The sequence below is a fragment of the Mycobacterium sp. 2-64 genome (assembly GCF_035918375.1).
GTDB lineage: Bacteria > Actinomycetota > Actinomycetes > Mycobacteriales > Mycobacteriaceae > Mycobacterium > Mycobacterium intracellulare.
Map to the genome: position 1 here is coordinate 3,593,806 of NZ_CP142361.1, position 24,179 is coordinate 3,617,984.

Genomic DNA, 24,179 nt, shown 5'->3' on the forward strand with positions numbered 1-24,179 from the left:
GTCTCCGCCGACCGAGGTCTCGGCATGAGTGCCTTGGCGGCACTCACCTCGCGCACACTATCCGGCTCCCGGCGCGATGCCGACCTGCTGTTCGCGGCGCTGGCGCCCGTGGGCTGCTTCCTGGGATTCACCTTGGTGTTGGGCAGCCTGATCCATCCCGGCTCGATGACCTATCCGCAATATGTCCTCCCGGTGGTCATCGTGCAGGCGATGCTGTTCGGGGCGATGACGACCGCGGACCGTGCCGCACGAGACCGGCTCTCCGGCTTCGGGTCTCGTCTCAAGACTTTGCCGGTTCCCGCGGCGGTGCCGCTGGCCGCGCGGATGCTCTATTGCTTGATACGCTCGGTCGTCGCGCTCGTCGCCGCTGTCGCCGTCGGGTGGTCGTTCGGCTTCCGGATGGCCGGCGGTCCGGGCGACACGGGCCTGTTCGTGATCATCGTCGTGGCGTTCGCGATGGCGGTGTGCCTCGGCGCCGACGCCCTCGGCTCGCGGGTCGGCTCTGTCGAATCGTCGAGCCAATTGCTGCTGCTGCCCCAGCTGGTGCTGGTCCTGTTGTCCACGGGTATCGCTCCCGCGGAGTCGTTTCCGGCCTGGCTGGGCCCGGTCGTCCGTCACCAGCCGGTCTCCCGGGTCACCGAGACGTTGCGCGGACTGGCCGCCGGTCACGCAACGGGTAGGGATCTGGCGGTGGCATCGGCGTGGTGCCTGGGGCTGCTGGCGTTGTTCGGTGTTTTGGCGGTGCGGATGCAGCGACGCGTCGGCGGCGGACGCCCCCGCGCGCCCCGCACGGTCCGGATCCCGTCTCAGGGCGCTCGGCAGGCGCGGGATGCGTCCGCGCGGCCGTCGCGGGGGGCAGTGGCTAGTTGTGCGACGCAACGGGTTTCGTATGCGCCGTCACTGACGGCCTTCGTCAGTCACAGCGCGTCGGAGGCCGGCCGGCTCCTGCGCCGTTGGCGGCGCGACCCGATCGTCGCGGTGCAGGCCCTGTTGTTCCCGGCCTTCCTCCTCATTGTCTATAAATTGCTGATCGGCAAAGCCGTTCTGGCCGTCACCGGACACGACAGCCTGTACGGGCTGGTTCCCATGTGTGCGGTGGTGGGCGCCGTGTTCGGAACCCTGGGCGCCGGTTTGGCTTTGCCGGCGGAACGAGAGTCGGGCGTACTGACGAGGTTGTGGGTGCAGCCGGTGCATCGGGCCAGCACGGTGGCGGGTCGGCTGGTCGCCGAGGCCGCCCGCACCACCGCGTCCGCCGTTGTACTCACCATCTTCGGTGTCGCCCTGGGGCTGCGATTCAGCTACGGCTGGATCGCGGCGCTGGCCTTTGTGCTGGTGCCCGTGGCGATTTCGGCCGGGATGGCGACGTTGGTGATCGCGATCGCCGCCCGCGCGGACGGCAAAGCCATGGTGACCTGGCTGGGTGCGGGATGCGTGCTGCTGCTGTTCCTCAACACCGGTGTCGCGCCCGCCGGGGTCTTTCCGGGCTGGCTGCAACCGGTGGTCCGTTTTTCGCCCATATCGCCGACGATCGAGGCGATGCGCGCGCTCGCAGAGGGCGGGCCGGTGCTCTCGCCGCTGTGGCAGGCCGCCCTGTGGGCCGGCGTCCTGGTCGCGGTGTTCGCGCCGGTGGCGGTGCGCGGATATCGCGCCGCGGCCGAGGCGGGGTGCTAGTGACGAGGCTGGCACTGTTGGACCAGGCCGCGTTTCTGCGGCTGCGCGCCACCGGTCAAGGGAGCACGGTGCAATGCACATGGGTCTATGACCGCGCCGTCGATATCGACGAATTGCGGTCCTTCAGAGACAATCTCGGTGCCGGTCTGCTCGGGCGCCGGATCGAGCGTTCGCCGCTGCCGTTCGGGCGCCATCGCTGGGTGGCCGACAGCCGCTCACCGGACATCGCGTGCGAACCGCCGCGCCCACGGAGCGAGATCGGCGCGTGGATCGAAAGGCGCGCGCGGGTGCGCGTCGACCCCGAGCACGGGCCGACATTTCACCTCGGCGTGCTGCCGTTGGACGACGGTGGGGCGGCGGTCACCCTGGTGGCGTCACACTGCGTTGTCGACGGCCTCGCGATGGCAGCGGCCGTCACCGAAGCGGTCAAGGGAGAACCGCTCAATCGCGGCTACCCACAGCCGAATTCGCGTGGCCGGTGGCGCGCGATTCGTGAGGACCTGTCCCACGCCGTTCTCAGCCTGCCGGCGGCCGTCCGGGCGCTGATCGCGACGCTGGCGATACTGGCCAAGGCCTCGGCGGATCGACAGGCTCAGCCGCAAACGCGCGCACCTCGGGCGTCCGGCCCAATGGGACAGCGCCAGAACGGATTCGGGTCGGTGACGATTCAAACCGATGCCGCGGCATGGGAGGCACGTGCGCGCAGCCTCGGCGGGAGCAGCAACACGCTGTGCGTCGCGTTCGCCGCTCGCCTGGCGCACCGGATGGGCAGGGTGCTCCCCGGCGAAAACTCCGTGACGGTGGTGCTTCCGGTCAGCGATCGCACCGCCGATGACGACCGCGCCAACGCGCTGACCTCGATCACGCTCACCGTCGACGCCCACACCGTGGCTGGCGACTTGAGCGGCGTGCGTGCGGATGTCAAAGAGCTGTTGGCGTCTTTGGCTCGCCAACCCAACGAGATGCTCGCCGGATTGCCACTCATTCCGTTCACGCCACGATGGCTGGTCCGTCGCGCCGAAGGCATCGCCATGTCGGCCGGCCAGCTGCCGGTGGGCTGCTCAAACCTCGGCAGCCTCGATGCCGCCGTCGGCCGCATCGACGGTGCGGACGCCACCGAGTTCTCGATGCGGCTGGCCGAGCAGGGCATCACCCGGTCGCGCATCGAGCAAACACACGGCCAATTGTTCTGCGGCACAGGAACGGTCAACGGCAGCCGGTTTCTCACCATCGTCGGCTACCACAGCGCCGCCCACCCCATCACCGCGGCCACGAGCGAGCTCGCATGCGACGCGCTGGCCGACCTGCGTTTGTCCGCCACCACGGTCTATGGGGACGGGTCGTGACGGTGGAGGACCTCGCCCTCGAGGCCGATCAACGCGCGCGTCGCATTCACGTGGGTGTCGCCGTCGCGATCGCGGCGTGGGCGGCGGCCGTGCTGTGGTTCGCGATCAAGGTCGTTCCCCTCGACGTGTACTGGATGTCGTATTACACGGCCGACTACACGCATGGCTTCGTCCGCCGCGGGCTCGCCGGTGAACTGGTCCGGCTGGCCCCGAACCACTACTTCGCGGCCACGCTCGGTCTGCGCTGGCTGTCCACGCTGGTCTATTTGGGCGGGCTGGCAACGGTTGCCGGTGTGGTGGTCTCGGGTCGCCATCGGTCTGAACGCAGACTGATGCTCGCGGCGGTGTTGCCGCTGTTGCCATTCGGTGTCCCGTTCGCGGCGTTCTCGGCTCGGCCGGACCTGTTCGGTGGGGCGGCCCTCGCGGCGTTCAGCTCGGCGTTGGCGCTCACACGATCCCGGCCCGTCGCGACTGTATGGTGCGCCGCCTACGGCGCCGTCATCGCCGCCTTGACGCTGGTGCACGAGGCGGTAGGGCTGCAGTTCGCATTGGGGGCATTCCTGGCAATCATCGTCCTCGGCGGGGCCCTGGAAACCACCTGGCGCCGTGGCATGCTCCTGGCCGTGCTGCCGGGAGTCCTCACCGCGGCTGCCGTGGCGGCGTTCGGTCGCCACGACATCGCCCCTCAACTGTGCGCGGCGGTGCCACATCACCCGGTGCCCAACCCCTTTGCCACGGTCACATCGCCCGCGACGCTGATGCACTACGTGCTTGCGGGACAACCGAGCCAAACCGATTATCACGACTGGGTGTGCCGCAATGTGATGCCCAACTACGCCAACGGAATCGCGGACGCAATCCGAACCGTCGGCCACATCGGCGCACTCGGCCTCACCGTCTCACTGCTCTTCGGCGCCGGTGCCGCCGCGGTGACGGTGTGGGGTCTCAGCGCCCTTTCGGGCGTCCCGCTGCGCGCGTTCGTCGACGCCTTGCGCGGGCGAACTGCCTGGGTAATCGCCGGCCTGCTGCTGGTCATCCCGGTCTTTCTGACCGGGTTCGACTGGACCCGTTGGCTGACGATCGTGGCGTTCGACTTCGCGATCGTCTTCCTCCTTTTCGCGGCGCGCAGGCCCGAGATCGATCGGCGACCTACACCAAAGACGGTGCGGCTGTTCATCCTTCTCGTCATCGCGCTGGCACTGATCCCGGTGGGCGCGGTTCCGGGTTTCGGCGGACCACGGATGGTCTGACGAGGGCGCCCGATCGGGTTTTGCTGGACGTGACGCGTTGCCTGTCGATGTATCGCGGCTGGTAGAGTGCATGGCACTGTGAATTTCGGAGTTGGACTGCTTTCACGGTGGCCGCGACGGCAACCCGCGTTGGCCATCGTTGCTGCGCTGGCGCTCGTTGCAGCTGTACTCGGTTGCGGGGCTTTGCGAGCCGAAATGGCCGCCAACGCCTCGCCGCCCGAGGCGGCCGCCTCGTCGGTCAGCCCGCTTTCCAACCCCGTGCACTCCGACCACGAGTCGGTTCCGGTACGTCGCCTCGGCGTCGGATCCACGGTGAACGACGACAAGGCGTTCAAGAGCGTCGCGTTAAAGCGTGATCGTGGAAGCACTTTCGCTCTTTCCACGCCTCGGCAATCCGGATCGTCCGCCCCACCCACCCTCGGCATAATTTGGTCCCAGCAGCGCGTCGATACGCCGGCACGCGCGCCGGCGTCCAGCCCCGCCGGGCACAATATTTTGATTCAGTTCTGCGTCGCCCGTTGCTGATCGGGCGCGTCACCTCGCCGGCGCGCAATACCCGCCCGCGGCGGATCAGACACTAGCCGCGATCAGCTCCGGTGCCCCCGGCATCTGCTGATCGGCGCGTCTGGGCCGTTCAGCAGATGCGTTGTGGCCATCACACACACCCCGGTGCTGCCGGGAAACAGGTGTGCCAAATTCGCGCAATGGCGAGGTCAATCCAACGAACCCGGGTAATGCGGGCTCACCAGGTCGCCTGATGCGTTGGGGACTTGGGCTTTTCATCACCACATCGATTGCGTGACCGGATGTCGTGTGCGACCGCCGCGGCGCCAGGACGGTCCGCCCAGAGAACTGACAAGGGACAGAGATAGGCATGGATTTTGGCGCGTTACCACCGGAGATCAACTCTGGTCGGATGTATTTGGGGCCCGGTCCCGCAAGTTTGCTGGCCGCCGCGGCGGGATGGGAGACGCTGGCGGCCGAGCTGACTGATGCCGCCGGCAGCTACCAAGCCGTGATCGCCGTCCTCACCGACGAGTCCTGGTCGGGACCGGCGTCGATGTCGATGGTGGCCGCGGTCATGCCCTACATCGCGTGGATGACGGCGACCGCCGAGCAATGCCAGCAGGCCGCCGCCCAGGCCACGGCCGCCGCGGCGGCCTTCGAAACCGCATACGCGATGACGGTCCCCCCTCCGCTGGTCGCGGCCAATCGCATTCGGCTGCTGGCGCTGATCCAAACGAACATCTTTGGACAGAACACGCCGGCGATCATGGCGACCGAAGCCGAGTACAGCGAAATGTGGGCGCAAGACGCGACCGCGATGTACGGCTACGCCGCCAGTTCGGCGTCGGCATCGGCGCTTTCGCCCGTGGCGTCGCCGCCGCCCCAAACGGCGACTTCGACCGCCGTCGCCGGCCACATCGGCGCCGTCACCCACGCGGCGCTGCAATCCGGCAGCACCGCCCACGCGACGGCGACACAGTGGGCCTCCTCGGTGCCGCAAACCCTGCAAGGCCTTTCGACACCCGGCTCGTCCTCGAGCACGGGGCTGTCGCAGGCGGCGATGGGCACGGGCGCTTCGCTGGGATCGTCGGGGGCCACCGCCCCGCTCAGCGCGCTGTCGGGTCTGACCAACGCCTCCGGCAAGGGCGCGACGAAGAGCGCGAGCACGGGCGCGGGCGCCGCGACGGGACTGGCCTCCACACTCGCCGCCGCGCCGGCGCTCGACGGCGGTACGGGCGCGCTGGCGGGAGAGGCGGCGGGTTTCGGCGCCGACGGCGCTGGCCTGATCGCCGACACCGGGGGAATCGGCATAGACCTCTACGGGCTCGATTTGGATTACCAGGGGCTCGGTTTGGACTACCAGGGGTTGGCGCTGGACTACGCGGGCGCCGGTTCCATTTTGGGGGCCGAGGGCGCCGGCGGCGTGGAGGGCATCAGCGGTATGGGCGCCGCCGCGGGTCTGGGCAATCTCCCGCCGGTCGCGGGATTGGGTCACGGAGTTGCGGCGGGCGTGGGCCAAGCCAGCTCGCTGAGCACGTTGTCCGTGCCCCCGAGTTGGGCCGCCACCGTTTCGTCGGTCACGCCGCTGCAGGCCCTCCACTCCAGCGCCATGCCGGGCGGATGGGCCGCGGCGCCGTCCCCCGGCCCGACCGTGTCCAAGCTGCCCCTGGGCGGCATGGTCGGTCGCGAGTCCGAGGGTGCGGTTCAGCGCGTCGGTTTGCGTGTCTCGCTCATCCCGCATTCGCCGGTGGCCGGATGATGCAGCGCCCCCGTCCGCAGCCCGTCACGGGAGGCGCAAGCTCGTCGAATCCGAAGGAAATCGCAATGGACACACCCACACCACACCGGTCTGCGCACCGGCCGCCGAACCGAAAACCTTTGGCGCTCCTGACAAACGCGGCGATGTGCGCCGCGGTCATCGTGGCGCTCGGGGCGTCGACGCCGATCCACGCCGGCGCCGACCCGGATCCGGGTGACGACGGCCCCAATCCCTTTGGCGGCCTCAGCTGCAGCTGCGCACAGACCAGCCCTGCCGGCGCCCCCGCCCAGCGACAGCAGCTCATCGGGGGCTTACAGCAGGGACTCGCTGTCGGGCAGCGGGAACCGAACCTTGCCTCGTCGCCGGCAACACCACCGGCTTGACCCGCCGCCTTCTAGGAACTGGCCCGCCCCGATCTGCACATTGACGTAGAGGAGCACGTGATGCCCGACCGGGTGTTATCCGCCGAACTCATGCGGCAACACCGCGAAATAGGCGCTGCAATCGAATGTTTCGTCGGAAAGCTCGACGGCGGCGACCGGCAACCCGAGCTGCTGAGGGCGACGATGGACGCGCTGCGCCGGCACATCTACCTGGAGGAGACCTTCCTGTTCCCGCCGATCCGCAAGGCGGGGATCATGATGCCCGTCTTCGTGATGATGCGTGAACACGGCGAGCTATGGCGGACGATGGAAGCCCTGACACGACTGCTCGCCGACCGGACAGGCGGTCCACTGCTCGACGCCACCTGCAACCAGCTGCTGGACCAACTGCACGGGCACAACTTCAAAGAGGAGCCGGTGGTGTATCTGCACGCCGACTACGATTTGCCGGCGCCGACGAGCGCGCAGCTCACCCGGTTCGTCGTCACGGGCCGCATACCCGATGGATGGGTTTGCCAGCAGGCGGGCACGAAACGCGGTCCGCTAACCGGCTAACCGGGGTCATGCGCCCCCGCACTCGGGCGTGATGCAGCTCATAGTGAATTTCTACAATCGCCATTGTGTAATTACCCGGACACGTTTCCCTCCTTCCTTCAGCCCGAGGAGCGCACCGGCACATGGCAATCCGATCAGCACCGTCACGAACGTCGACACCGGCACCCGCCACGTCATTGATCGGCAAGGGCTGGGCTCAAGGCGTGGCCCTGGTGATGATCTTCGGGTTCCTGGTGATGGGCATCTTGGTGTATCGGACCTACACCGCCTCAATGCCGTTGCCGGCCAACGTCGTTAGTGAGTCGGGTGAGACGCTGTTCACCGGCGCCCAGATCACCCGCGGCCAGGAGCTCTATCAGGCGCGCGGCCTAATGCAGTACGGCTCGGTGCTGGGGCATGGCGCTTACCTCGGACCCGATTACACCGCGGAATACCTGCGCATGTCGACCAACGATGTGGCCGAGCAATGGCGGGCGCAGGGGGCGGCCGACGCGAAGGAACGGGTGGTGGCCGAGTTTCGCACCAACCGTTACAACGCCGACACCAAGACGTTGGTGTTCACCGACAAGCAGGCGGCCGCGTTCGACCACATCCAGCAGCATTACGCCGATTACTTCGGCGAGAACTCCACCAAGTACGGCCTCTTGCCGCGGATGATCACCAGCAAGGCCGACATCCATGACCTCACTGCGTTTTTCGCCTGGACGGCCTGGGCGTCCGCGGCCGAGCGGCCGGGTCACAGCTACAGCTACACCAACAACTGGCCGGCCGAGCCGCGCGTCGACAACGGTCCCACCGCATCGATCGTGGTGTGGTCGGTGTTGTCGCTGGTCACGTTGCTGGGCGGGACCGGCATCATGTTCGCCGTGTACGGGCGGTGGAGCCAGAAGATCGGGTGGCACAGCGCGGAGGCATCCACGTTGTCGTTCCGCCAGCCCGGCGAGGTGGGACTGACCGCCTCGCAGCGCGCCGCGATCTGGATCTTCGCGATCGTCTCGGTGCTGTTCTTGGCGCAGACCCTGATGGGTGGCGCCGTCGAGCACTACCGCGCCGACCTGTCGGCGTTCTACGGGCTGGATCTGGCCAAGCTGTTGCCCTTCAACCTCGCCCGCACCTGGCACGTGCAGTTGTCGCTGTTTTGGACGGCGGCCGCGTTTCTGGCGGGGGGAATCTTCCTGGTGCCCTTCATCAGCCGTCGGGAACCGCGACGGCAGAGTTGGCTGGTGTACGGGCTGCTGGGCGCGCTCGTCTTGGTGGTGGGCGGCTCATTGATCTGCGAGGCCCTCTCGATCTACGGGGTGATTCCCGCGGGTGGCTTGTTCTCCCAGCAGTGGGAATTCCTCGACCTGCCGCGGCTGTGGCAGATCCTGCTGACGGTCGGCCTGTTCCTGTGGATCGCGATCATCTGGCGCGGCATCCGCGGCAAGCTCAAGGGCGAGTCGAAGATGAACCTGCCGTGGATGTTCTTCTTCACCGGTCTGGCGATCCCGGCCTTCTACGCCGTGGGCCTGTTGGCGGGCCACGACACCCACTACTCGGTGGCCGACTTCTGGCGGTTCTGGGTGGTCCACCTGTGGGTGGAGGACTTCCTCGAGCTGTTCACCACCGTGATGGTGGCCTACATCTTCGTCCTGCTCGGGGTGGTGCGCGAGCGGATCGCGCTCGGAGTGATCTTCCTCGACATCATCCTGTACTCCGCCGGCGGTGTGATCGGGACGATGCACCACCTGTATTTCTCCGGCACGCCCGTGGAACACATGGCGCTGGGCGCGTTCTTCTCCGCCGCCGAAGTGATCCCGCTGACCTTCCTGACCGTCGAGGCCTGGGCGTTCCTCCAGCTGGGATCTCGCCAACAAAGCCACGAAACACCGTTCCCGCATCGCTGGGCGGTCATGTTCCTGGTGGCGGTCGGATTCTGGAACTTCTTGGGCGCGGGCATCTTCGGGTTCCTGATCAACCTGCCCATCGTGTCCTACTACCAGATCGGCACCGCGCTGACCGCCAACCACGCCCATGGAGCGATGATGGGTGTGTACGGCATGCTCGCCGTCGGGCTGGCCATGTTCGCCTTCCGTTACGCGATCCCGGCCGACAAGTGGCCGGAGAAGTGGGCGCGGCTGTCCTTCTGGTGCATGAACATCGGGCTGGCGTGGATGGTGTTCGCCACCTTGCTGCCGCTGGGGGTGTTGCAGCTGTACCACTCCGTGAGCACGGGGTATTTCGAGGCGCGGTCGCTGGGCTACCTCACCCGTCCCGGCAACTCGCTGATCGAATGGCTGCGGCTGCCCGGCGATTTCGTCTTCATCCTCGGCGGTGTCTTGCCGTTCGTCTGGATCGCGTGGACCGCGATACGCAACGTCCGACGCGCGCCGACCAGGGACGAGCTGCACGAACATCCGCTCTACACCGAACTCGACCCGACTCCGGCTGCATCGCAGAAGGGTTGACGATGACATCCCCCACCGCCGCGGCATGGCTGGTTGCCGGGTACGCACTGGCACTGGTGGCCACCGCCTGGGGTGTCGACGCGATGGCACGGCGCGTGTCGCAGCGCGCCGCGCAGTGGCGTAGCGGCCAATTCCGTTACCACGCCGACCATGACGCGTGGGTGTGCCCGGAGGACCACTGGCTGTGGCCGAGTTCCTTCGATCCGAAGCACCGAGTGATGCGTTACCGGGCCAAGCCCAGCGTGTGCAACAGCTGCCCGATCAAATCGACCTGTACGACTTCGGAGCACGGGCGCGAGATCAGCCGCGAGATCGACCCCTGGCCGCATTCCGAAGCCGGACGCTTTCACCGCGGCATCGCTTGCTGCGTAGCAGCTTTGGGGGTGGTGATGCCGCTGGTGATGCTTGCCAGGCTGCACTCCCCCGCCGACCTGCTGGTACTGATCGGCGTCATAGCCATCGCCCTGGCGGCGGGGACGCCGCTGGCGGGCCATTTGTGGCGTACCCCGTCCAACGCTCCCGGGCACGTGGCGCACCGCTCCGCGCTGGAAGACCAGGCGGCTCTCGCGGTCGACCGCTATTCGACCCGCTGGGGCGCGGGCCGACCGGAGAAGGACGCGGCGACGTGAGCGCGCTGCTGTGGGTGGCCGGGGTGACAATCGCGGTGCTGGTGGTCGTGCTGACATTTCTTTCGCTTGCGGTGGTGCGCGAGTACGAGCGTGGCGTGGTGTTCCGGATGGGCCATGCCCGCCCGTTGTACGGGCCTGGCCTGCGGTGGTTGATTCCGTTGGTGGACAAGATGATTCGGGTCGATCAGCGGGTGGTGACATTGACCATCCCGCCGCAGGAGGTGATCACCCGCGACAACGTGCCCGCCCGGGTCAATGCGGTGGTGATGTTTCAGGTGGTCGACCCGCTCAAAGCGATTCTCGCCGTGGAGAACTACGCGGTGGCCACCTCACAGATCGCGCAAACCACCCTGCGCTCGCTGCTGGGCCGCGCGGACCTCGACACCCTGCTGGCCCAACGCGAGGACCTCAACAACGATCTTCGGACCATCATCGAGGCGCAGACCCGGCCCTGGGGGATCGAGGTCCGGGTCGTGGAAATCAAGGACGTCGAGATCCCCGAATCCATGCAGCGGGCGATGGCCCGGGAGGCCGAAGCCGAGCGTGAACGCCGTGCCAAGGTCATCAACGCCCGCGGCGAACTACAGGCGTCCGACGAGCTGAGCCAGGCCGCCGAGACCCTGTCGAAGAATCCGGCCTCGCTTCAACTCCGGTACCTGCAAACACTTTTGGAGTTGGGCGCCGATCAGAATTCGACCGTGGTTTTCCCACTGCCCGTCGACATACTCACGCCTTTCCTGCAGCGCTCGGTGACACCCCCGCCGTGATCCTCGCTGGGCATCGTCCGGCCGCGAGGCGATGTCACACCTCGACGCGGATCGCCCGTTCCGGGCAGCTCGCTGCGCCCTCGAGGGCCTTCTCCAGCAGGCTGGGGTCGACGTGGGGCTTCACGACGACACAGTAGCCCTCGGCATCGGGTTGGTAGATCTCTGGCGCGTGCGAGTAGCAGACGCCCCATCCCATACACCGGTTCCGGTTGACGACGACCCTTACCAACTCGCTTTCATCCACCTCGGCCGCGGCGAAGCGGGCGCGTACGTCATCCTGCGTGGCGGGCGTGAGTTCCCGTTTGGTCACGAGGTTGACCGCGCGATCCACCAGCTGGGCGTTGGTGGTGGTCCGCGATATCGTCGGGCAATCCCCGATGCCCACCCGGATGCCGAGCCCGCGGTTGAGCGCATGTTCCCAAAGCTCTTGGCGCCGTTCGGCGGAGCTCATCGCATACGGAACGACAACGATCTCGTGGTCGATCCACTTCGGGATGCGCGAGACCAGGTAATCGAGGACATCGGGGTCGGGATCGTTATAGGAGACCCAGCGATCGGAAAAGAACAACTTGATGTTCAGCGGTTGCCGCAAGATCCCGATGCGGGCCGCCAGTATCACCCAGCGCAAGTCGACGTCGTTGAACACACCGATGCTGGGCACCAGGCCCAGCTTGGTGAACCGGTCGAGTTCGGGCGGGTAAGACGGCTGCGAACCGTTCGAATCGTCGAAACCGACCGTCTTGAACTGGTTTTCGTCCTCCTGCCACAGCACACGCTTGACGTGTTGGGCGGGGTCGAACGGCGCGAGCAGCAGTCCCGTACCGGCGGGTGGGTGCTCGGCCAGCGCCCAGATGTGGTCGAGGCTACCGGCGTAGCCCGGGTAGGCCAACGGGTCGACGTCGCGGGCCGCGGCAGCCAGGATGGTGCGGGAGACCTCGTCGTCGGCCCACGCCTGCCGGCCGTCGTCGTAGCGGGCATGGAATTGGACGGCGGTGGCTCCGCGCTGCATGCACTCGACCACGTCGCGCGCCGTCTCTTCGGCGCCGTAGGGCACATTCGGGTTTTCATCCTTGCTGGCGTCTTCGTTGACCCCGACTTCGAGGTACACCTTGCCGTCGTCGCGAAAACTCATTGCGCCGCTGCCCTTTCTTCGCAGATGCCCATCGCCGGCCGGTGGCTGATCGCGGCCCGCGCGGCACATGCCCGCCCTATGTTTTTACAAATGAAATTGTGAAAAGTCTAGACGTCGTCGGGCGCGTTGACCAGAACGGACCGCATGGGACGGCTGGCGCGGCGTAATGGCTTGCCTCACTGCGGCTGACCGCCTAGGGCGGTCCGGCCGAAACCCGCGGTAGACCGCTGCGAATTCCGACTCCGCAGCCACAATCGGCTTACCGCTCGCGATCCGGGGCACAATACAAGGCACCTACCTCTCGTTTCTGCACACCGTTGGAGCCGGCGCATGATCACACTGGACCGCCTGGTGAACGTCCTGGGTGGGTATGGCGTCCGGTTGCGTTGGTCGTCGGTGCCCCGCTCGACCGAGCTGCGCAGCGTGGTCGTCCACGAGCCGCCCTCCGAACGGCCGGTCGTCGGCGACGTTTTGCTGGCCATCGGCGCCGGCTCCCACGACGAGGCGGTGCGCTGGGCGGCGTCGGCCCGCGCGATCGTGGTGGTGCTGCGCGACCGTGACGCACCGGTGACCTTTGACAGCGACGCCGGTGTCGGCGCGGTGATGGTCATCGACGAGGCGGTGTCATGGAGCGCGGTCGCGGCGGTGGTCTACGGCCTGGTGCTGGAAGGTCGCGAGACGGAATCCGGGCGCGGCCCAACCGATCTGTTCGCGCTGGCCGATAGTTTGGCAGACGCGATCGGTAGCGCCGTCGTCATCCACGACCGTCTGTTGCGGGTGTTGGCGTACTCGAGGCTGCAGCAACATGCAGACCCGGCACGGGTCGAGACGATCCTTGGACGGCAGACGCCGGAACCACTACGCGCGCTGTTCGAGGCGCGTGGGGTGCTGGCTCACCTGGCGGTCTCCGACGAGCCGCTGTTTATCGCCGAGGCCCCTGACCAGGGTCTGACCGGACGCATGGTGGTTGCGGTGCGATCCGGCGCGGAACTGATCGGGTCGGTGTGGGTGGCATGCCCGGCGCCGCTGGACGACGCGGCGCGCGGGGCCCTGGCCGATGGCGCGCACACCGTGGCCCTGCACCTGCTGCGGTCACGCGCGAGCGCCGACCTGGAGCGCCAGGTCGAGTCCGAACTGGTGATCCGGTTGCTGGAGGGCGCGGCCGACGCGTCCACGGTGGCGAGCAGGCTGGGCCTGGCGCACAACGGTTTGCGCGTGATCGCGGTGCAGGCGTTCGTCGGGGCCGACCGCGATGCGGCGTTGCTGTTGGCGTTCGAGCGCGCCACCACGGGGTTCGGCTGGTCACGGCCGGGGCGCAGCGCGTTGGCGGGCAATATCGTCTACACCGTGCTCCCCGGCGAGGACGCGGCGACGGCGCGGCGCTGGGTGACGACTTTGCACGCGGCCCTGCCCGAGCGGGTGACGGTGATCGCCGGGATCAGCGGTGTGGCCGAGCTGGCGGACCTCGCCGCCGCCCGCCAGGAGGCCGACGAATGCCTGGCATTGCACGAGATGTCGCCGACCGGCGCGCCGCCGGCCTACGACGAGTCGTGGGACGACATCCTGCTGCAGCGGCTGCGAGCCGCGGCACGCTCAGGGCGCGCCCCGACCCGCGGACCGGTGGCCGAACTGCGCCGCCACGACCAGGCCAACGGCACGGACTACGTGCTCACGCTGCGAGCGTGGCTACAGGCCCAGGGCGACCCGACCGAGGCCGGCGAACGCCTGGGAGTGCACGAGAACACCGTCCGTTACCGGCTGCGCAAAATGGCCGAGCTCACCAACCTGTCGTTGGACGACGCCAGAAAGCGGCTGGCGATGATGATCGAGCTCGCCGCAACCGACACCGACTGACCGACGGGGCTGTCGGGATCCGACAAAGCGCCGCGGCCCGGTTGTCTTGGCTCGGCAAACCCTCTGGCGATCATGCCCGCCATCATGAGGTTGTCACCCGTGGCCGGTTTCAGTGGCGGCGTGTTTCCGGCTGCCGTGTGCGATCGAAGCCCGCGCCGACCCGTCGATAGGAAACATCCGATGAGCACCCACCGTCCCGATCATCTTCGGCCCGCAGGCGACCCGGACGATGGCGCCGCCATGGAGAGCTTCACCGTGCCGTTGCCGCGGGGACTGTCCTCGCGGCTGTTCGGGCACAACCCGCTGATACGCGCCAGCGACCGGCTCGAGGCGCTGATGTTGGTGTTGGTCATAGCAATCTCGCTGCTGGCGATACCTATCGGGGCCGCCGTCGGAACCGCCGTCCACGAGTCCAGTAGCCGCGTTCACGCCGAACAGGCGCAGGGTCGCCGGCAGCTGACCGCGACGTCCATCGGGGACAGCCACCCGCGCAGGGATCTCGAAAGCCCAACGGTGACGGTGCCCGCACGATGGTCGGTCGACGGGATCGAGCACACCGGCGACGTCGCCGCACCCCTGAACGTGAAAACCGGTGACGCGATTGAGATTTGGGTCGACGCCAAGGGCGCCCCGGTGCGCCCAGCGGTGCGGACCGCTGTCGACGCGGGTGTGGCGTTCGCCGTGGCGACCTGGTCCACCATGAGTTTGTTGGCGGCAGGCTTATTCGCCGTCGTCCGCGTCGCGCTCGACCGGTCGCGCTATGCCCGATGGCAACGGGACTTCGACAGCCTGGTCGGGCATCGGTGAGGTGACGGCAAACGCGTTGTCGGTTCGGAACAACGGTTCACGCCCGCGTTGTCGAATTCCGGCAAACCTAGCGGCAGCCACCCACACCACCATGGACCTCACCAGTCAGAAGACCAGCTGCGGAGGTGCGCGATGGGTGGCGTCGAACCGATTGACGGCGGACCCCGATCGGTGATCGTCGTGGGCGCCGGCATCGTCGGATTGTCCACGGCATGGTTCCTCCAGGAACGTGGCGTCGACGTCACGGTGATCGATCGCACCGGCGTTGCCGCGGGTGCGTCGTGGGGCAATGCGGGATGGATCGCCCCGGCGCTGACCCTGCCGCTGCAGCCGTCGGGTGGGCTGCGCGACGAGCTGCACGCCCTTCGCGATCCGGTAGCGCCGGCACAGACGCCGTCGACCGTGGGCGCGCAGCTGGGGGCGTTTTTCATGCAGTTGTCACCGTCTTATCGGCGTTCTTCGCCGCTTCGGGCCCTGCGGGCCGGCGTGGCGCTCAACGAAGACTGCATCGAAGCCTTCGATGTGCTGATCGCCAACGGCGTCGACACACCGGTCACCGACGCGCCGATCACCGCGCTGTTTGGCAGCACCAAAGAAGCGCAGCGCATGCTGCAAATGCTGCAGCAGCTCGAAAACGCCGGACAGCCAATGTATGTCACCGCGCTCTCCGGCGCGGCGTTGCGCGAGCAAGTGCCCTTGGCCTCGCCGGCGGTCACCGCGGGGCTGAACATCAACGGCCAGCGATTCGTCGATCCCCGACGGTTCGTCGAAGCCCTGGGCCGCTCGGTGCTGGCCCGCGGGGCGGCGATGCACAGGCTGGAAATCGAGGACGTTCACGGCTCCCCGGGCGGTGCCGTGGTGCGGCCGCGCCGCGGTGACCCGCTGACCGCCGATGCCGCGGTCATCGCCACCGGTGATCGGTTGTCGCGGTTGGCCGGTCGCTGGCTGCGCGTCCCGGTCCAGGCCCAGAGTGGCTATTCGTTCACCGTGCCCGTGGCACGCCCGATACTGGCGCCCATCTACCTGCCGGACATCCGGGTGGCGTGCACGCCCTACAAAGGCGCGCTGCGTGTTTCGGGTGCGCTGGAATTCCGTCGCCGCCACCAGCCGCACCCACGCGAGCGGGTGGAGGCCATCGCCACCGCCGCCAGTTCCCTGCTGGACGGGGTGGATTGGGCCGCGCGCAGCAATGTTTGGGTCGGTGCGTGCACGGTCACCCCCGATGGCCGGCCACTGATCGGTGAGCTGGCGCGTGGCGTCTACGTCGCCGGCGGGCACGGCATCTGGGGTTTGGCGCATGGCCCGGTGACCGGGCGGCTGTTGGCCGAACAAATCACCACCGGCAAGCAGCCCCAGGCCCTCGCGGAGTTCGACCCGCGGAACAGAACCCTCCGCAACGCCACCCGATAACCCCCACGTCAAACCTTCGGCGAGGGCTCGCCCGCGCCGGCGGGACCAACCCCACATTCTCGCGCACTCGAACGCTGTCAGAAGAAAGGGAAAGATATGACCAGCACTCAACCCGCATGGATTTCGCCGCAGGCCTATGAGCGGCTCCAACGGGAACTGGCGACGCTGCGGGAGTTGTGTGACACCAACGCCGTCGGCAGTGCCAATGACGACAACTCGATCGCTGTCCAACGCGCGTGGCAGGTCCGCATTCGACGGATTCATGAGTTGTTGGTCGACGCGGTCGTCGGTGAGGATCCACCCGACGACGGGATCGCCGAGCCCGGCATGGTTTTGACCATCCGCTACGACGACACCGGCGAGGTCGAAACCTTTCTGTTCAGCGTGCGCGGCGCCGAATACGGTGGCATGGAGGTCTATTCGATCCGATCACCGCTGGGCGCCGCCATCGCCGGTGCGCGTCCAGGCGAGCAGCGAAGCTATACCCTGCCCAGCGGTGTCGCACTCAGCGTCACCCTCCTGAAGGCCGTCCCCTACGGCGTTCACCTCGCGGGCCTCAGCTGACGGCGATCCCATGATTTTCGATGTGATCGACCCGCTGGCGACGATGTTTCTTCTGGTCGCGGGGATCTTTCTTCTGATGGCCGTCGCGTACGGGCGGATGTGATGGGCGAGGCGAGGATCACGTCACGAGGCGACGAGCAGCGGCACGCCCGCGACATTCACCCCGAGATTCCCCGCGGCGCCTCGCGTGGCATGACGACCGCGCTCACCCTTCCTCGGGTTCCTGCTTGGGCAGGCTGGCCACCAGCGGTGTGTCGACGCCGAGCGGGCCGATCTTGGCGGCCCCGCCCGGCGACCCGAGAGGCCCGTCACGGCCCTCCAGCGTGTCGGAAAAGAACGCCGCGTTGTCCGCCTGATACGGCTGCAACTCCTCGGGCAGGTCATCCTCGTAGTAGATCGCCTCGACGGGGCAAACGGGTTCGCACGCCCCGCAATCCACGCACTCGTCGGGATGAATGTACAGCGCGCGGCCACCCTCGTAGATGCAGTCGACCGGGCACTCCTCGACGCAGGCCCGATCCATCACGTCCACGCATGGCTTCCCTATCACATATGCCATGCTGTAGAGTTTACACAAGTGCGGTTGTATAAACCAGATGGAGTGGGCGCCGATGACCGACAACGCGAAACCCCTGGCCGACAACGAACTCGGCGCCGCGCGGCTGCCCAAGGCCGGCACGCGATCGACGGTCCTGGCCGCCGATGCCGGCTTGCCGACAGGCCGATTGCCCGAAAACGCCCGAGTGGCCAAGCGGTCCGGCATGCGCGAACAACACCTGGACTGGAACATTGTCACGCTGCCGCCCGACGGCGAAATCGACGCCCCCGGAACCGAAGTCGACGCCATGATCCACGTGCTGTCCGGTAGCGGCCGGCTCACCACCGCAAAGAACACGATCCAACTGGCGCCCGGCGCCGTGTTATGGCTCCCAGGTCGGGCGCGTCCGCAGTTCATCGCCGGCCCGGACGGACTTCGCTACCTGACGGTGAACCACAAGTGGAAAATCCTGCCGCCGTAGTTGAAGGACGCGATGGCAACAATCCTTGATTCAAGGAAGTTGTCGGCTCGCTGGCTATTTCCTGCGCGGCAGGGACCGATTGGATGCATAGCCTACTGACGGGACGGAGGCGTTTGATGACTTACAACGGGAATATTCGAGTGTGGCGCGGCGACGAGCACGGGGGCGAATTCCACGAGTTCTCCGTCGAAGTCAACGAGGGCGAGGTCGTACTTGACATCATCCACCGGCTGCAGGCCACGCAAGTTCCCGACTTCGCAGTGCGCTGGAACTGCAAAGCGGGCAAATGTGGGTCGTGCTCCGCGGAGATCAACGGCTACCCGCGGTTGATGTGCATGACCCGCATGTCGAGCTTCACCGAGAACGAAGCCGTCACCGTCACCCCGATGCGAGCCTTCCCGGTAATTCGCGATCTCGTCACCGATGTCTCGTTCAACTATGAAAAGGCCAGAGAGATACCGTCTTTTGCACCGCCGAAGGATCTTGGTCCCGGTGAGTACCGGATGGCCCAGGTCGACATCCAGCGCTCGCAGGAGTTCCGCAAGTGCATCGAATGCTTCCTGTGCCAGAACGTCTGCCACGTGATCCGTGACCACGAGGACAACAAGCGAGCGTATGCGGGACCACGCATGTTCATTCGCCTCGCCGAACTGGAGATGCATCCCCTCGATACCGCCGATCGACGAGACCTCGCCCACGATCAGCAGGGACTGGGACTGTGCAACATCACCAAATGCTGCACCGAGGTCTGCCCGGAGAACATCAAGATCACCGACAACGCCATCATTCCCATGAAGGAACGCGTCGCCGGCCGCAGATACGACCCGGCGGCCTGGCTGGGGCGCAAATTCTTTCGCCGGTAGTACGCCCCTCGGCGTTCAGCGCGGGACCAGGCTGTCGAGTTCCGGCGAGTCCGCGCCCGTCAGCCGTCGGTGCATCGCCCAGGCGATGCGGGCGCCCTGGATCTTGGCGCGCTCCGCGATGGGCCCCCGGAACATCTCATCGACGGTGTCGTTCCAGACGGTCAGCCAGCGGACAAAGTGACGGTCGCCCAACGGGATTCGTTCGTGGACGTGCCGGTGGGCGTGCAATGCGCTGCCGCGGTACAGTCCGGCGCGGAACAGCACCGTTTCCCAGAAGTTGGCCATCACCGGGATGTGCGACTCCAGGCCCTTGCTCCGCAACTCCGAGAAGGGTTCGGCGAGGGTGTCGTCGAACATCACCCGGCCATAAAACCGGCGCAACAGCGCCTCGATGTCCGCGCGGGCGACCAGATCTGCGTCCGCCTGGCCAACGGGAACACACAACTCAGTCATGCGCGATCACCGTGGCCAGACACAATTCGGGTTCGACGAACGGCTCCAATTCGACCTCCATCCCCGGCGCCGAACCAACCGGCTTCGTCGGGCCCGCCAGGCCCTGCAGCAGGCCCCGGTGCAACGCGCAGGCCACCTCGGGATGATCACGAGCCAGATCACGGACCGGGCAGCTGTGCAGGCGAATGGTCCGCTGGTCGCCACGGGACGATCGTCGAGCGGGAACCGGTTCGGGACCGAATCCCATCCGTTCGAACATCGTCGTGATCATCGCCGACCGCTGCTCGACGGCCTCCTTCGGTGCGGTGTCGGCGCGAACATGTTGTCCCGCAGCGTCTTCGTCCGGGCCGTCGTCGGTGATCCGTTCCGCCCAGCGCCGGCCGGCGGCTTCGGCGCGGCGGCGCCTCTTGTCGGCGGTGTCACCGAGCTCCAAGGCCAATATTTCGGCAAGGATTCGATAGTCCAGTCGCTCGCGCACCGCGCGGTAGCCGGTGCGGGGCCGGCCCACACCGGTCCTCGTGATCCGGGTCCGCTCGACCAGTCCCTCGGCGCACAACGCGTCGAGATGAAAACGCACCGTCGTCGTGTGCAGCCCAAGCCGCGCGGCGAGTTCGGCCGCATCGACCGGTTCGCCATGCTCGCGCACCAGTTCAAGAACTCGTTGGCGCTGCCGGTTCTGTGCCGCGCGGTGCGGCCGTCCGGCCTCGTCTCCGTGCTGCTCGCCCACCCCGTCCGTCCTCTCGTCCGGTTGCCTTCCAGCTATTTCGATGATATTATTCATTAATAATAGCACCACACGCCCCACATGTCTTCGGTAGCGAACGACATTGGGACACCAGAGAAACCGGAGGTGCGCCGTGTTGGACACCATGGTGGAAGCCCAGGTCATCGAGAACGCGGTCCGGTTGGCATGCCGCGCCCCGTCCCTGTACAACACCCAACCGTGGCGGTGGGTGGCCGATGGCCCCCGGCTGGACCTGTTTCTCGATGTGACCCGTGTCGTACACGCGGATCGATCGATGCGCGAGGCCCACATCGGCTGCGGCGGTGCGCTCGAACACCTTCGGGTGGCGATGGCCGCCGCGGGCTGGAGCGCCGAGGTCGACCGGTTTCCCGATCCGGACAATCCCGCGCACCTGGCCCGGGTGACCTTCGTCCCCACGGACGCAGTGACGGACGAGCAGCGGCGACGCGCCGACGCGATCCTGCGACGCCGAACCGATCGGCTGCCGTTCCTCGCGCCCGTCGACTGGGAATCGTTGGAGGCCGCGCTTCGCGGCCGGCTCGGCACCGGCGCGGTGCGATTGGATGTACTGCCGGAGGAGATGCGCCCGCGGTTGGCCGAAGCCGCCGCGTTCACCGAGTCGCTGCGCCTGTATGACTCCTCGTACCATATCGAACTCGACTGGTGGACAGCGCCGTTCGAAGCATCGGAAGGGATCCCCTACAGCTCGTTGATTTCGGCCGCCGAGTCGGAGCGGGTAGGCGTCAATCGCCACTTTCCCTTCACCCGCAATCTGGACAGGCGCGGCGGGGTGTCGCGGGATTTCTCGAAGATCCTGATGTTGTCCACCGAAGATGACAGTCACGCCAACGCGCTGGCGTGCGGCGAGGTGCTGTCGAGCGTCCTTTTGGAATGCACGATGGCCGGTTTGGCCACCTGCCCCGTATCGCAACTGACCGAACTATCGGTCAGCCGTGAACTACTCGCGGCACTGACGGGCCACACCGACCTCCCCCAGGTGTTGATCCGAGTGGGTGTCGCACCGGCACTCGACGCGGCACCACCACCCACGCCGCGGCGCGCGCTCGCCGACGTCTTGCGGCTGACGAGTTGAGTCTCGCCCCCGCGACCACTGTCCTTTGATCCGCTTCTTTGACTACGGTGGTGAAGGGGTCGCCCACAACCGGTGAGGTGAATGCGATGGCATTGAACAGCTTTGGAACCCTGGACCGGCTTACGGTCGACGAGCAGACATACCTCATCCACCGCCTTGATCGAATCGACGGTTCGGCCCGGCTGCCGTACAGCCTGAAGGTTCTGCTGGAAGATCTGCTGCGCAACGAAGACGGCCATCTGGTGACCGCCGAGCAAGTCCAGGCACTGGCAGATTGGGATCCGGCCGCCGAACGTGGGCGGGAGATCGCCTACACCCCCGCCCGTGTCTTGATGCAGGACTTCACGGGCGTGCCATGTGTGGTCGACCTGGTCGCGATGCGCGACGCCATCACCGATCTGGGCGGCGACACCAAGAGGATCAACCCGCTGTGCCCGACCGAGTTGGTGATCGACCACTCGGTGATCGCCGATGTCTTCGGACGCGCGGACGCGTTCAAGATCAACGCGGAGCTGGAGTTTCAGCGGAACGCTGAGCGCTACAAACTGCTGCGCTGGGCGCAGCAGTCATTCGACGACTTTTCGGTAGTGCCTCCAGACACCGGCATCTGCCACCAGGTCAACCTGGAATACCTGGCCCGAGTGGTGTTCACCCGCGACAGCGCGGACGGCCCGCTGGCCTACCCCGACACCCTGGTCGGCACCGACTCGCATACCCCGATGGTCAACGGCCTGGGGGTGCTGGGCTGGGGCGTGGGCGGCATCGAGGCCGAGGCGGCGATGCTGGGCCAGCCGATGAGCATGCTGCTCCCGCCGGTCGTCGGCCTCAAACTCAGCGGCGAACTACCGGCCGGCACCACGGCCACCGACCTGGTGTTGACCGTGGCCGAGCTGCTGCGTCGTACCGGCGTGGTCGGCAAATTCGTCGAATTCTTCGGTCCCGGGGTGGCCAACGTGCCGCTGGCCAACCGGGCCACCATCGGCAATATGAGCCCGGAGTACGGGGCCACCTGCGCGATCTTCCCCGTCGACGCCGTCACGTGCGACTACTTGCGGCTGACCGGCCGCTCCGAACACCAGATCAAGCTGGTCGAGGCTTACACCAAAGAGCAGGGCATGTGGCACGACCCCGACCGCGAGCCGACGTACTCGCAAGTCCTCGAGTTGGACCTGGGCAGCATCGAGCCGTCGATCGCCGGGCCGAAACGGCCGCAAGATCGCATCCCGCTGCGGTTGGCGCCGCAGACCGTGTGCGCGCTGCTCGGCGGGGCGAAGACAACCGAGGAGGCCTTGTCCGAACTCGATGAGGCTTCAGCAGACTCGTTCCCGGCCAGCGACCCGATCGCGTTCGGCAACACCAGCAGCCCTGCGGGCAGACCGCGTACGCCGGACACCGACTGCGTCGAGGGTGAGTGGCTATCGACCGCCGTGGCCGTCGAATTGTCCGATGGCACCCGCACCGAAGTCGACAACGGTCACGTGGTGATCGCGGCGATCACGTCGTGCACGAACACCTCCAACCCGTCGGTGATGGTAGGCGCCGCACTACTGGCCAAGAAGGCGGTGGAGAAGGGGCTGTCGCGCAAGCCCTGGGTGAAGACGTCGCTGGCGCCGGGTTCGCGGGTGGTCACCGACTACTACGAAAAGTCGGGACTGACACCGTATTTGGACAAGCTCGGCTTCAACCTGGTGGGCTATGGCTGCACCACGTGCATCGGCAACTCTGGCCCGCTGATCCCCGAGGTGAGCACAGCGGTGACCGACAATGACCTGACGGTATGTTCGGTGCTATCGGGCAACCGCAACTTCGAGGGCCGCATTCACCCCGAGACCAAGATGAATTTTTTGGCCTCCCCACCGCTGGTGGTCGCCTACGCGCTGGCCGGTACCTTGCACACCAACCTGCTGAGCGACCCGATCGGCACCGGCAGTGACGGCGAGTCGGTGTACCTGCGCGATATCTGGCCGTCGGCGGACGAGGTCGCCACCGTCGTCGGCGACAACCTGCAGGCCGAGATGTTCGCGGCCAGCTACGCCGACGTGTTCACCGGCGACGAGAACTGGCGTTCCCTTCCGGTTCCGGACAGCGACACCTTCCAATGGAATGCCGGCTCCACCTACGTGCGACAGCCGCCCTACTTCGACGGCATGACCCCCGAACCCCAGCCGGTCGCTGACATCACCGCCGCTCGGGTGCTGGCCAAGCTGGGCGACTCGGTCACCACCGACCACATCAGCCCGGCCGGCTCGATCAGGTTCGATTCGCCGGCCGGAAAGTATCTGTCCGAGAACGGCATTGAGCGCAAAGACTTCAACTCCTACGGATCCCGGCGCGGCAACCACGAGGTGATGATCCGCGGGACGTTCGCCAACATCCGGCTGCGCAACGAACTTGCCCCGGACACTGAAGGCGGTTTCACCCGCGACTTCACCCAGTCCGACGGGCCGGTTACCACCATTTACGACGCGTCGGTGAACTACATCGCAGCCGGCACGCCGCTGGTGATCCTGGCGGGTAAGGAATATGGCTCGGGCTCGTCGCGAGACTGGGCGGCCAAGGGTACCCTGCTGCTGGGCGTGCACGCCGTATTGGCGGTTTCCTATGAGCGCATCCACCGCTCCAACCTGATCGGGATGGGAGTGTTGCCGCTGCAGTTCCCGGACGGACAGGATGCCGAGTCGTTGGGACTGACCGGTGAGGAAACCTTCGACATCACCGGTGTGAGTGCATTCAACGACGAGCTGCCCGACACCGTGCACGTCAAGGCCGGCGACATCGAGTTCGACGCCAAGGTAAGGATCGACACCCCCGGTGAAGCCGACTACTACCGGCACGGCGGCATCATGCAGTACGTGCTGCGGAAACTGCTGGGCAAAAAGTAGTCCAAACTGCCCGCCGGACAACACAACTCGATAAGGAGATGCT

The 24,179-nt window shown here is 66.8% G+C and carries 21 protein-coding genes; 17 read left to right on the forward strand and 4 right to left on the reverse strand.

The window, feature by feature from the left end:
• Positions 1–24 precede the first annotated feature (24 nt).
• The 9 genes from QGN31_RS16770 (at position 25) to QGN31_RS16810 (ending at position 11,314) form a co-directional block, all read left to right on the forward strand.
• Positions 25–1,671: an ABC transporter permease gene (locus QGN31_RS16770; RefSeq protein ID WP_014941679.1), complete on the forward strand. Its 1,647-nt coding sequence runs from the start codon at positions 25–27 to the stop codon at positions 1,669–1,671.
• A complete protein-coding gene (locus QGN31_RS16775) occupies positions 1,671–3,017 on the forward strand; it encodes a hypothetical protein (protein ID WP_014384370.1) in 1,347 nt (448 codons plus the stop codon). Before QGN31_RS16770 ends, QGN31_RS16775 begins: the two co-directional genes overlap by 1 nt.
• Positions 3,014–4,267: a hypothetical protein gene (locus tag QGN31_RS16780; RefSeq protein WP_014941677.1), complete on the forward strand. Its 1,254-nt coding sequence runs from the start codon at positions 3,014–3,016 to the stop codon at positions 4,265–4,267. Before QGN31_RS16775 ends, QGN31_RS16780 begins: the two co-directional genes overlap by 4 nt.
• Before the next feature lie 195 nt (positions 4,268–4,462).
• Positions 4,463–4,792: a hypothetical protein gene (locus QGN31_RS16785; protein WP_014384368.1), complete on the forward strand. Its 330-nt coding sequence runs from the start codon at positions 4,463–4,465 to the stop codon at positions 4,790–4,792.
• A gap of 349 nt (positions 4,793–5,141) precedes the next feature.
• Positions 5,142–6,533 (forward strand): PPE family protein, encoded by a 1,392-nt coding sequence (locus QGN31_RS16790; protein WP_014379780.1) that lies wholly within the window; start codon positions 5,142–5,144, stop codon positions 6,531–6,533.
• Positions 6,534–6,976: 443 nt separating this feature from the next.
• The gene (locus tag QGN31_RS16795; RefSeq protein ID WP_014941676.1) at positions 6,977–7,471 is read left to right on the forward strand and encodes a hemerythrin domain-containing protein; all 495 of its coding nucleotides are present in this window, start codon (positions 6,977–6,979) and stop codon (positions 7,469–7,471) included.
• Positions 7,472–7,593: 122 nt separating this feature from the next.
• The gene (locus QGN31_RS16800; RefSeq protein ID WP_014941675.1) at positions 7,594–9,918 is read left to right on the forward strand and encodes a nitric-oxide reductase large subunit; all 2,325 of its coding nucleotides are present in this window, start codon (positions 7,594–7,596) and stop codon (positions 9,916–9,918) included.
• A gap of 2 nt (positions 9,919–9,920) precedes the next feature.
• Positions 9,921–10,547, forward strand: coding sequence for a hypothetical protein (locus QGN31_RS16805; protein ID WP_014941674.1), 627 nt, complete (start codon positions 9,921–9,923; stop codon positions 10,545–10,547).
• Positions 10,544–11,314 (forward strand): slipin family protein, encoded by a 771-nt coding sequence (locus QGN31_RS16810; protein WP_009976204.1) that lies wholly within the window; start codon positions 10,544–10,546, stop codon positions 11,312–11,314. The genes QGN31_RS16805 and QGN31_RS16810 overlap by 4 nt, the downstream gene beginning before the upstream one ends.
• Before the next feature lie 34 nt (positions 11,315–11,348).
• Here QGN31_RS16810 and QGN31_RS16815 read toward each other — a convergent pair whose 3' ends face one another.
• Positions 11,349–12,446, reverse strand: a complete 1,098-nt coding sequence (locus QGN31_RS16815) for a 3-keto-5-aminohexanoate cleavage protein (RefSeq protein WP_009976203.1) — start codon at positions 12,444–12,446, stop codon at positions 11,349–11,351.
• Between the two features lie 330 nt (positions 12,447–12,776).
• On the opposite strand from QGN31_RS16815, the gene QGN31_RS16820 reads away from it, so the two are divergent.
• The 4 genes from QGN31_RS16820 to QGN31_RS16835 all read left to right on the forward strand — a co-directional run bounded on the left by QGN31_RS16820 (position 12,777) and on the right by QGN31_RS16835 (position 17,081).
• Positions 12,777–14,300 (forward strand): PucR family transcriptional regulator, encoded by a 1,524-nt coding sequence (locus QGN31_RS16820; protein ID WP_014941673.1) that lies wholly within the window; start codon positions 12,777–12,779, stop codon positions 14,298–14,300.
• Positions 14,301–14,480: 180 nt separating this feature from the next.
• Complete coding sequence (locus tag QGN31_RS16825) at positions 14,481–15,107, forward strand: Rv1733c family protein (RefSeq protein ID WP_036458622.1); 627 nt, start codon at positions 14,481–14,483, stop codon at positions 15,105–15,107.
• A gap of 132 nt (positions 15,108–15,239) precedes the next feature.
• The gene (locus QGN31_RS16830) at positions 15,240–16,517 is read left to right on the forward strand and encodes an NAD(P)/FAD-dependent oxidoreductase (RefSeq protein WP_014941671.1); all 1,278 of its coding nucleotides are present in this window, start codon (positions 15,240–15,242) and stop codon (positions 16,515–16,517) included.
• Between the two features lie 96 nt (positions 16,518–16,613).
• Positions 16,614–17,081 carry a GreA/GreB family elongation factor gene (locus QGN31_RS16835; protein ID WP_014384357.1) on the forward strand — a complete coding sequence of 156 codons (468 nt, stop codon included), beginning with the start codon at positions 16,614–16,616 and terminating at the stop codon, positions 17,079–17,081.
• Positions 17,082–17,286: 205 nt separating this feature from the next.
• Here the strand turns inward: QGN31_RS16835 and fdxA are convergent, their stop codons facing one another.
• Positions 17,287–17,640 (reverse strand): ferredoxin, encoded by a 354-nt coding sequence (fdxA, locus tag QGN31_RS16840; RefSeq protein ID WP_043954708.1) that lies wholly within the window; start codon positions 17,638–17,640, stop codon positions 17,287–17,289.
• A 52-nt stretch (positions 17,641–17,692) separates the two neighbouring features.
• Between fdxA and QGN31_RS16845 the strand changes: the two genes are divergently transcribed.
• Together QGN31_RS16845 and QGN31_RS16850 are read left to right on the forward strand one after the other, a co-directional pair.
• Entirely contained in the window at positions 17,693–18,100 is a 408-nt protein-coding gene (locus QGN31_RS16845; protein ID WP_232065583.1) for a cupin domain-containing protein, read from the forward strand.
• A gap of 116 nt (positions 18,101–18,216) precedes the next feature.
• The gene (locus QGN31_RS16850; RefSeq protein ID WP_041784902.1) at positions 18,217–18,963 is read left to right on the forward strand and encodes a succinate dehydrogenase/fumarate reductase iron-sulfur subunit; all 747 of its coding nucleotides are present in this window, start codon (positions 18,217–18,219) and stop codon (positions 18,961–18,963) included.
• Between the two features lie 15 nt (positions 18,964–18,978).
• Here the strand turns inward: QGN31_RS16850 and QGN31_RS16855 are convergent, their stop codons facing one another.
• Positions 18,979–19,416: a group III truncated hemoglobin gene (locus QGN31_RS16855; RefSeq protein ID WP_014384353.1), complete on the reverse strand. Its 438-nt coding sequence runs from the start codon at positions 19,414–19,416 to the stop codon at positions 18,979–18,981.
• Entirely contained in the window at positions 19,409–20,143 is a 735-nt protein-coding gene (locus QGN31_RS16860; protein WP_014384352.1) for a helix-turn-helix transcriptional regulator, read from the reverse strand. The genes QGN31_RS16855 and QGN31_RS16860 overlap by 8 nt, the downstream gene beginning before the upstream one ends.
• 130 nt (positions 20,144–20,273) lie before the next feature.
• Between QGN31_RS16860 and QGN31_RS16865 the strand changes: the two genes are divergently transcribed.
• Positions 20,274–21,254 (forward strand): Acg family FMN-binding oxidoreductase, encoded by a 981-nt coding sequence (locus tag QGN31_RS16865; protein ID WP_014941670.1) that lies wholly within the window; start codon positions 20,274–20,276, stop codon positions 21,252–21,254.
• A gap of 86 nt (positions 21,255–21,340) precedes the next feature.
• A complete protein-coding gene (locus QGN31_RS16870) occupies positions 21,341–24,136 on the forward strand; it encodes an aconitate hydratase (protein ID WP_043955689.1) in 2,796 nt (931 codons plus the stop codon).
• Positions 24,137–24,179 lie beyond the last annotated feature (43 nt).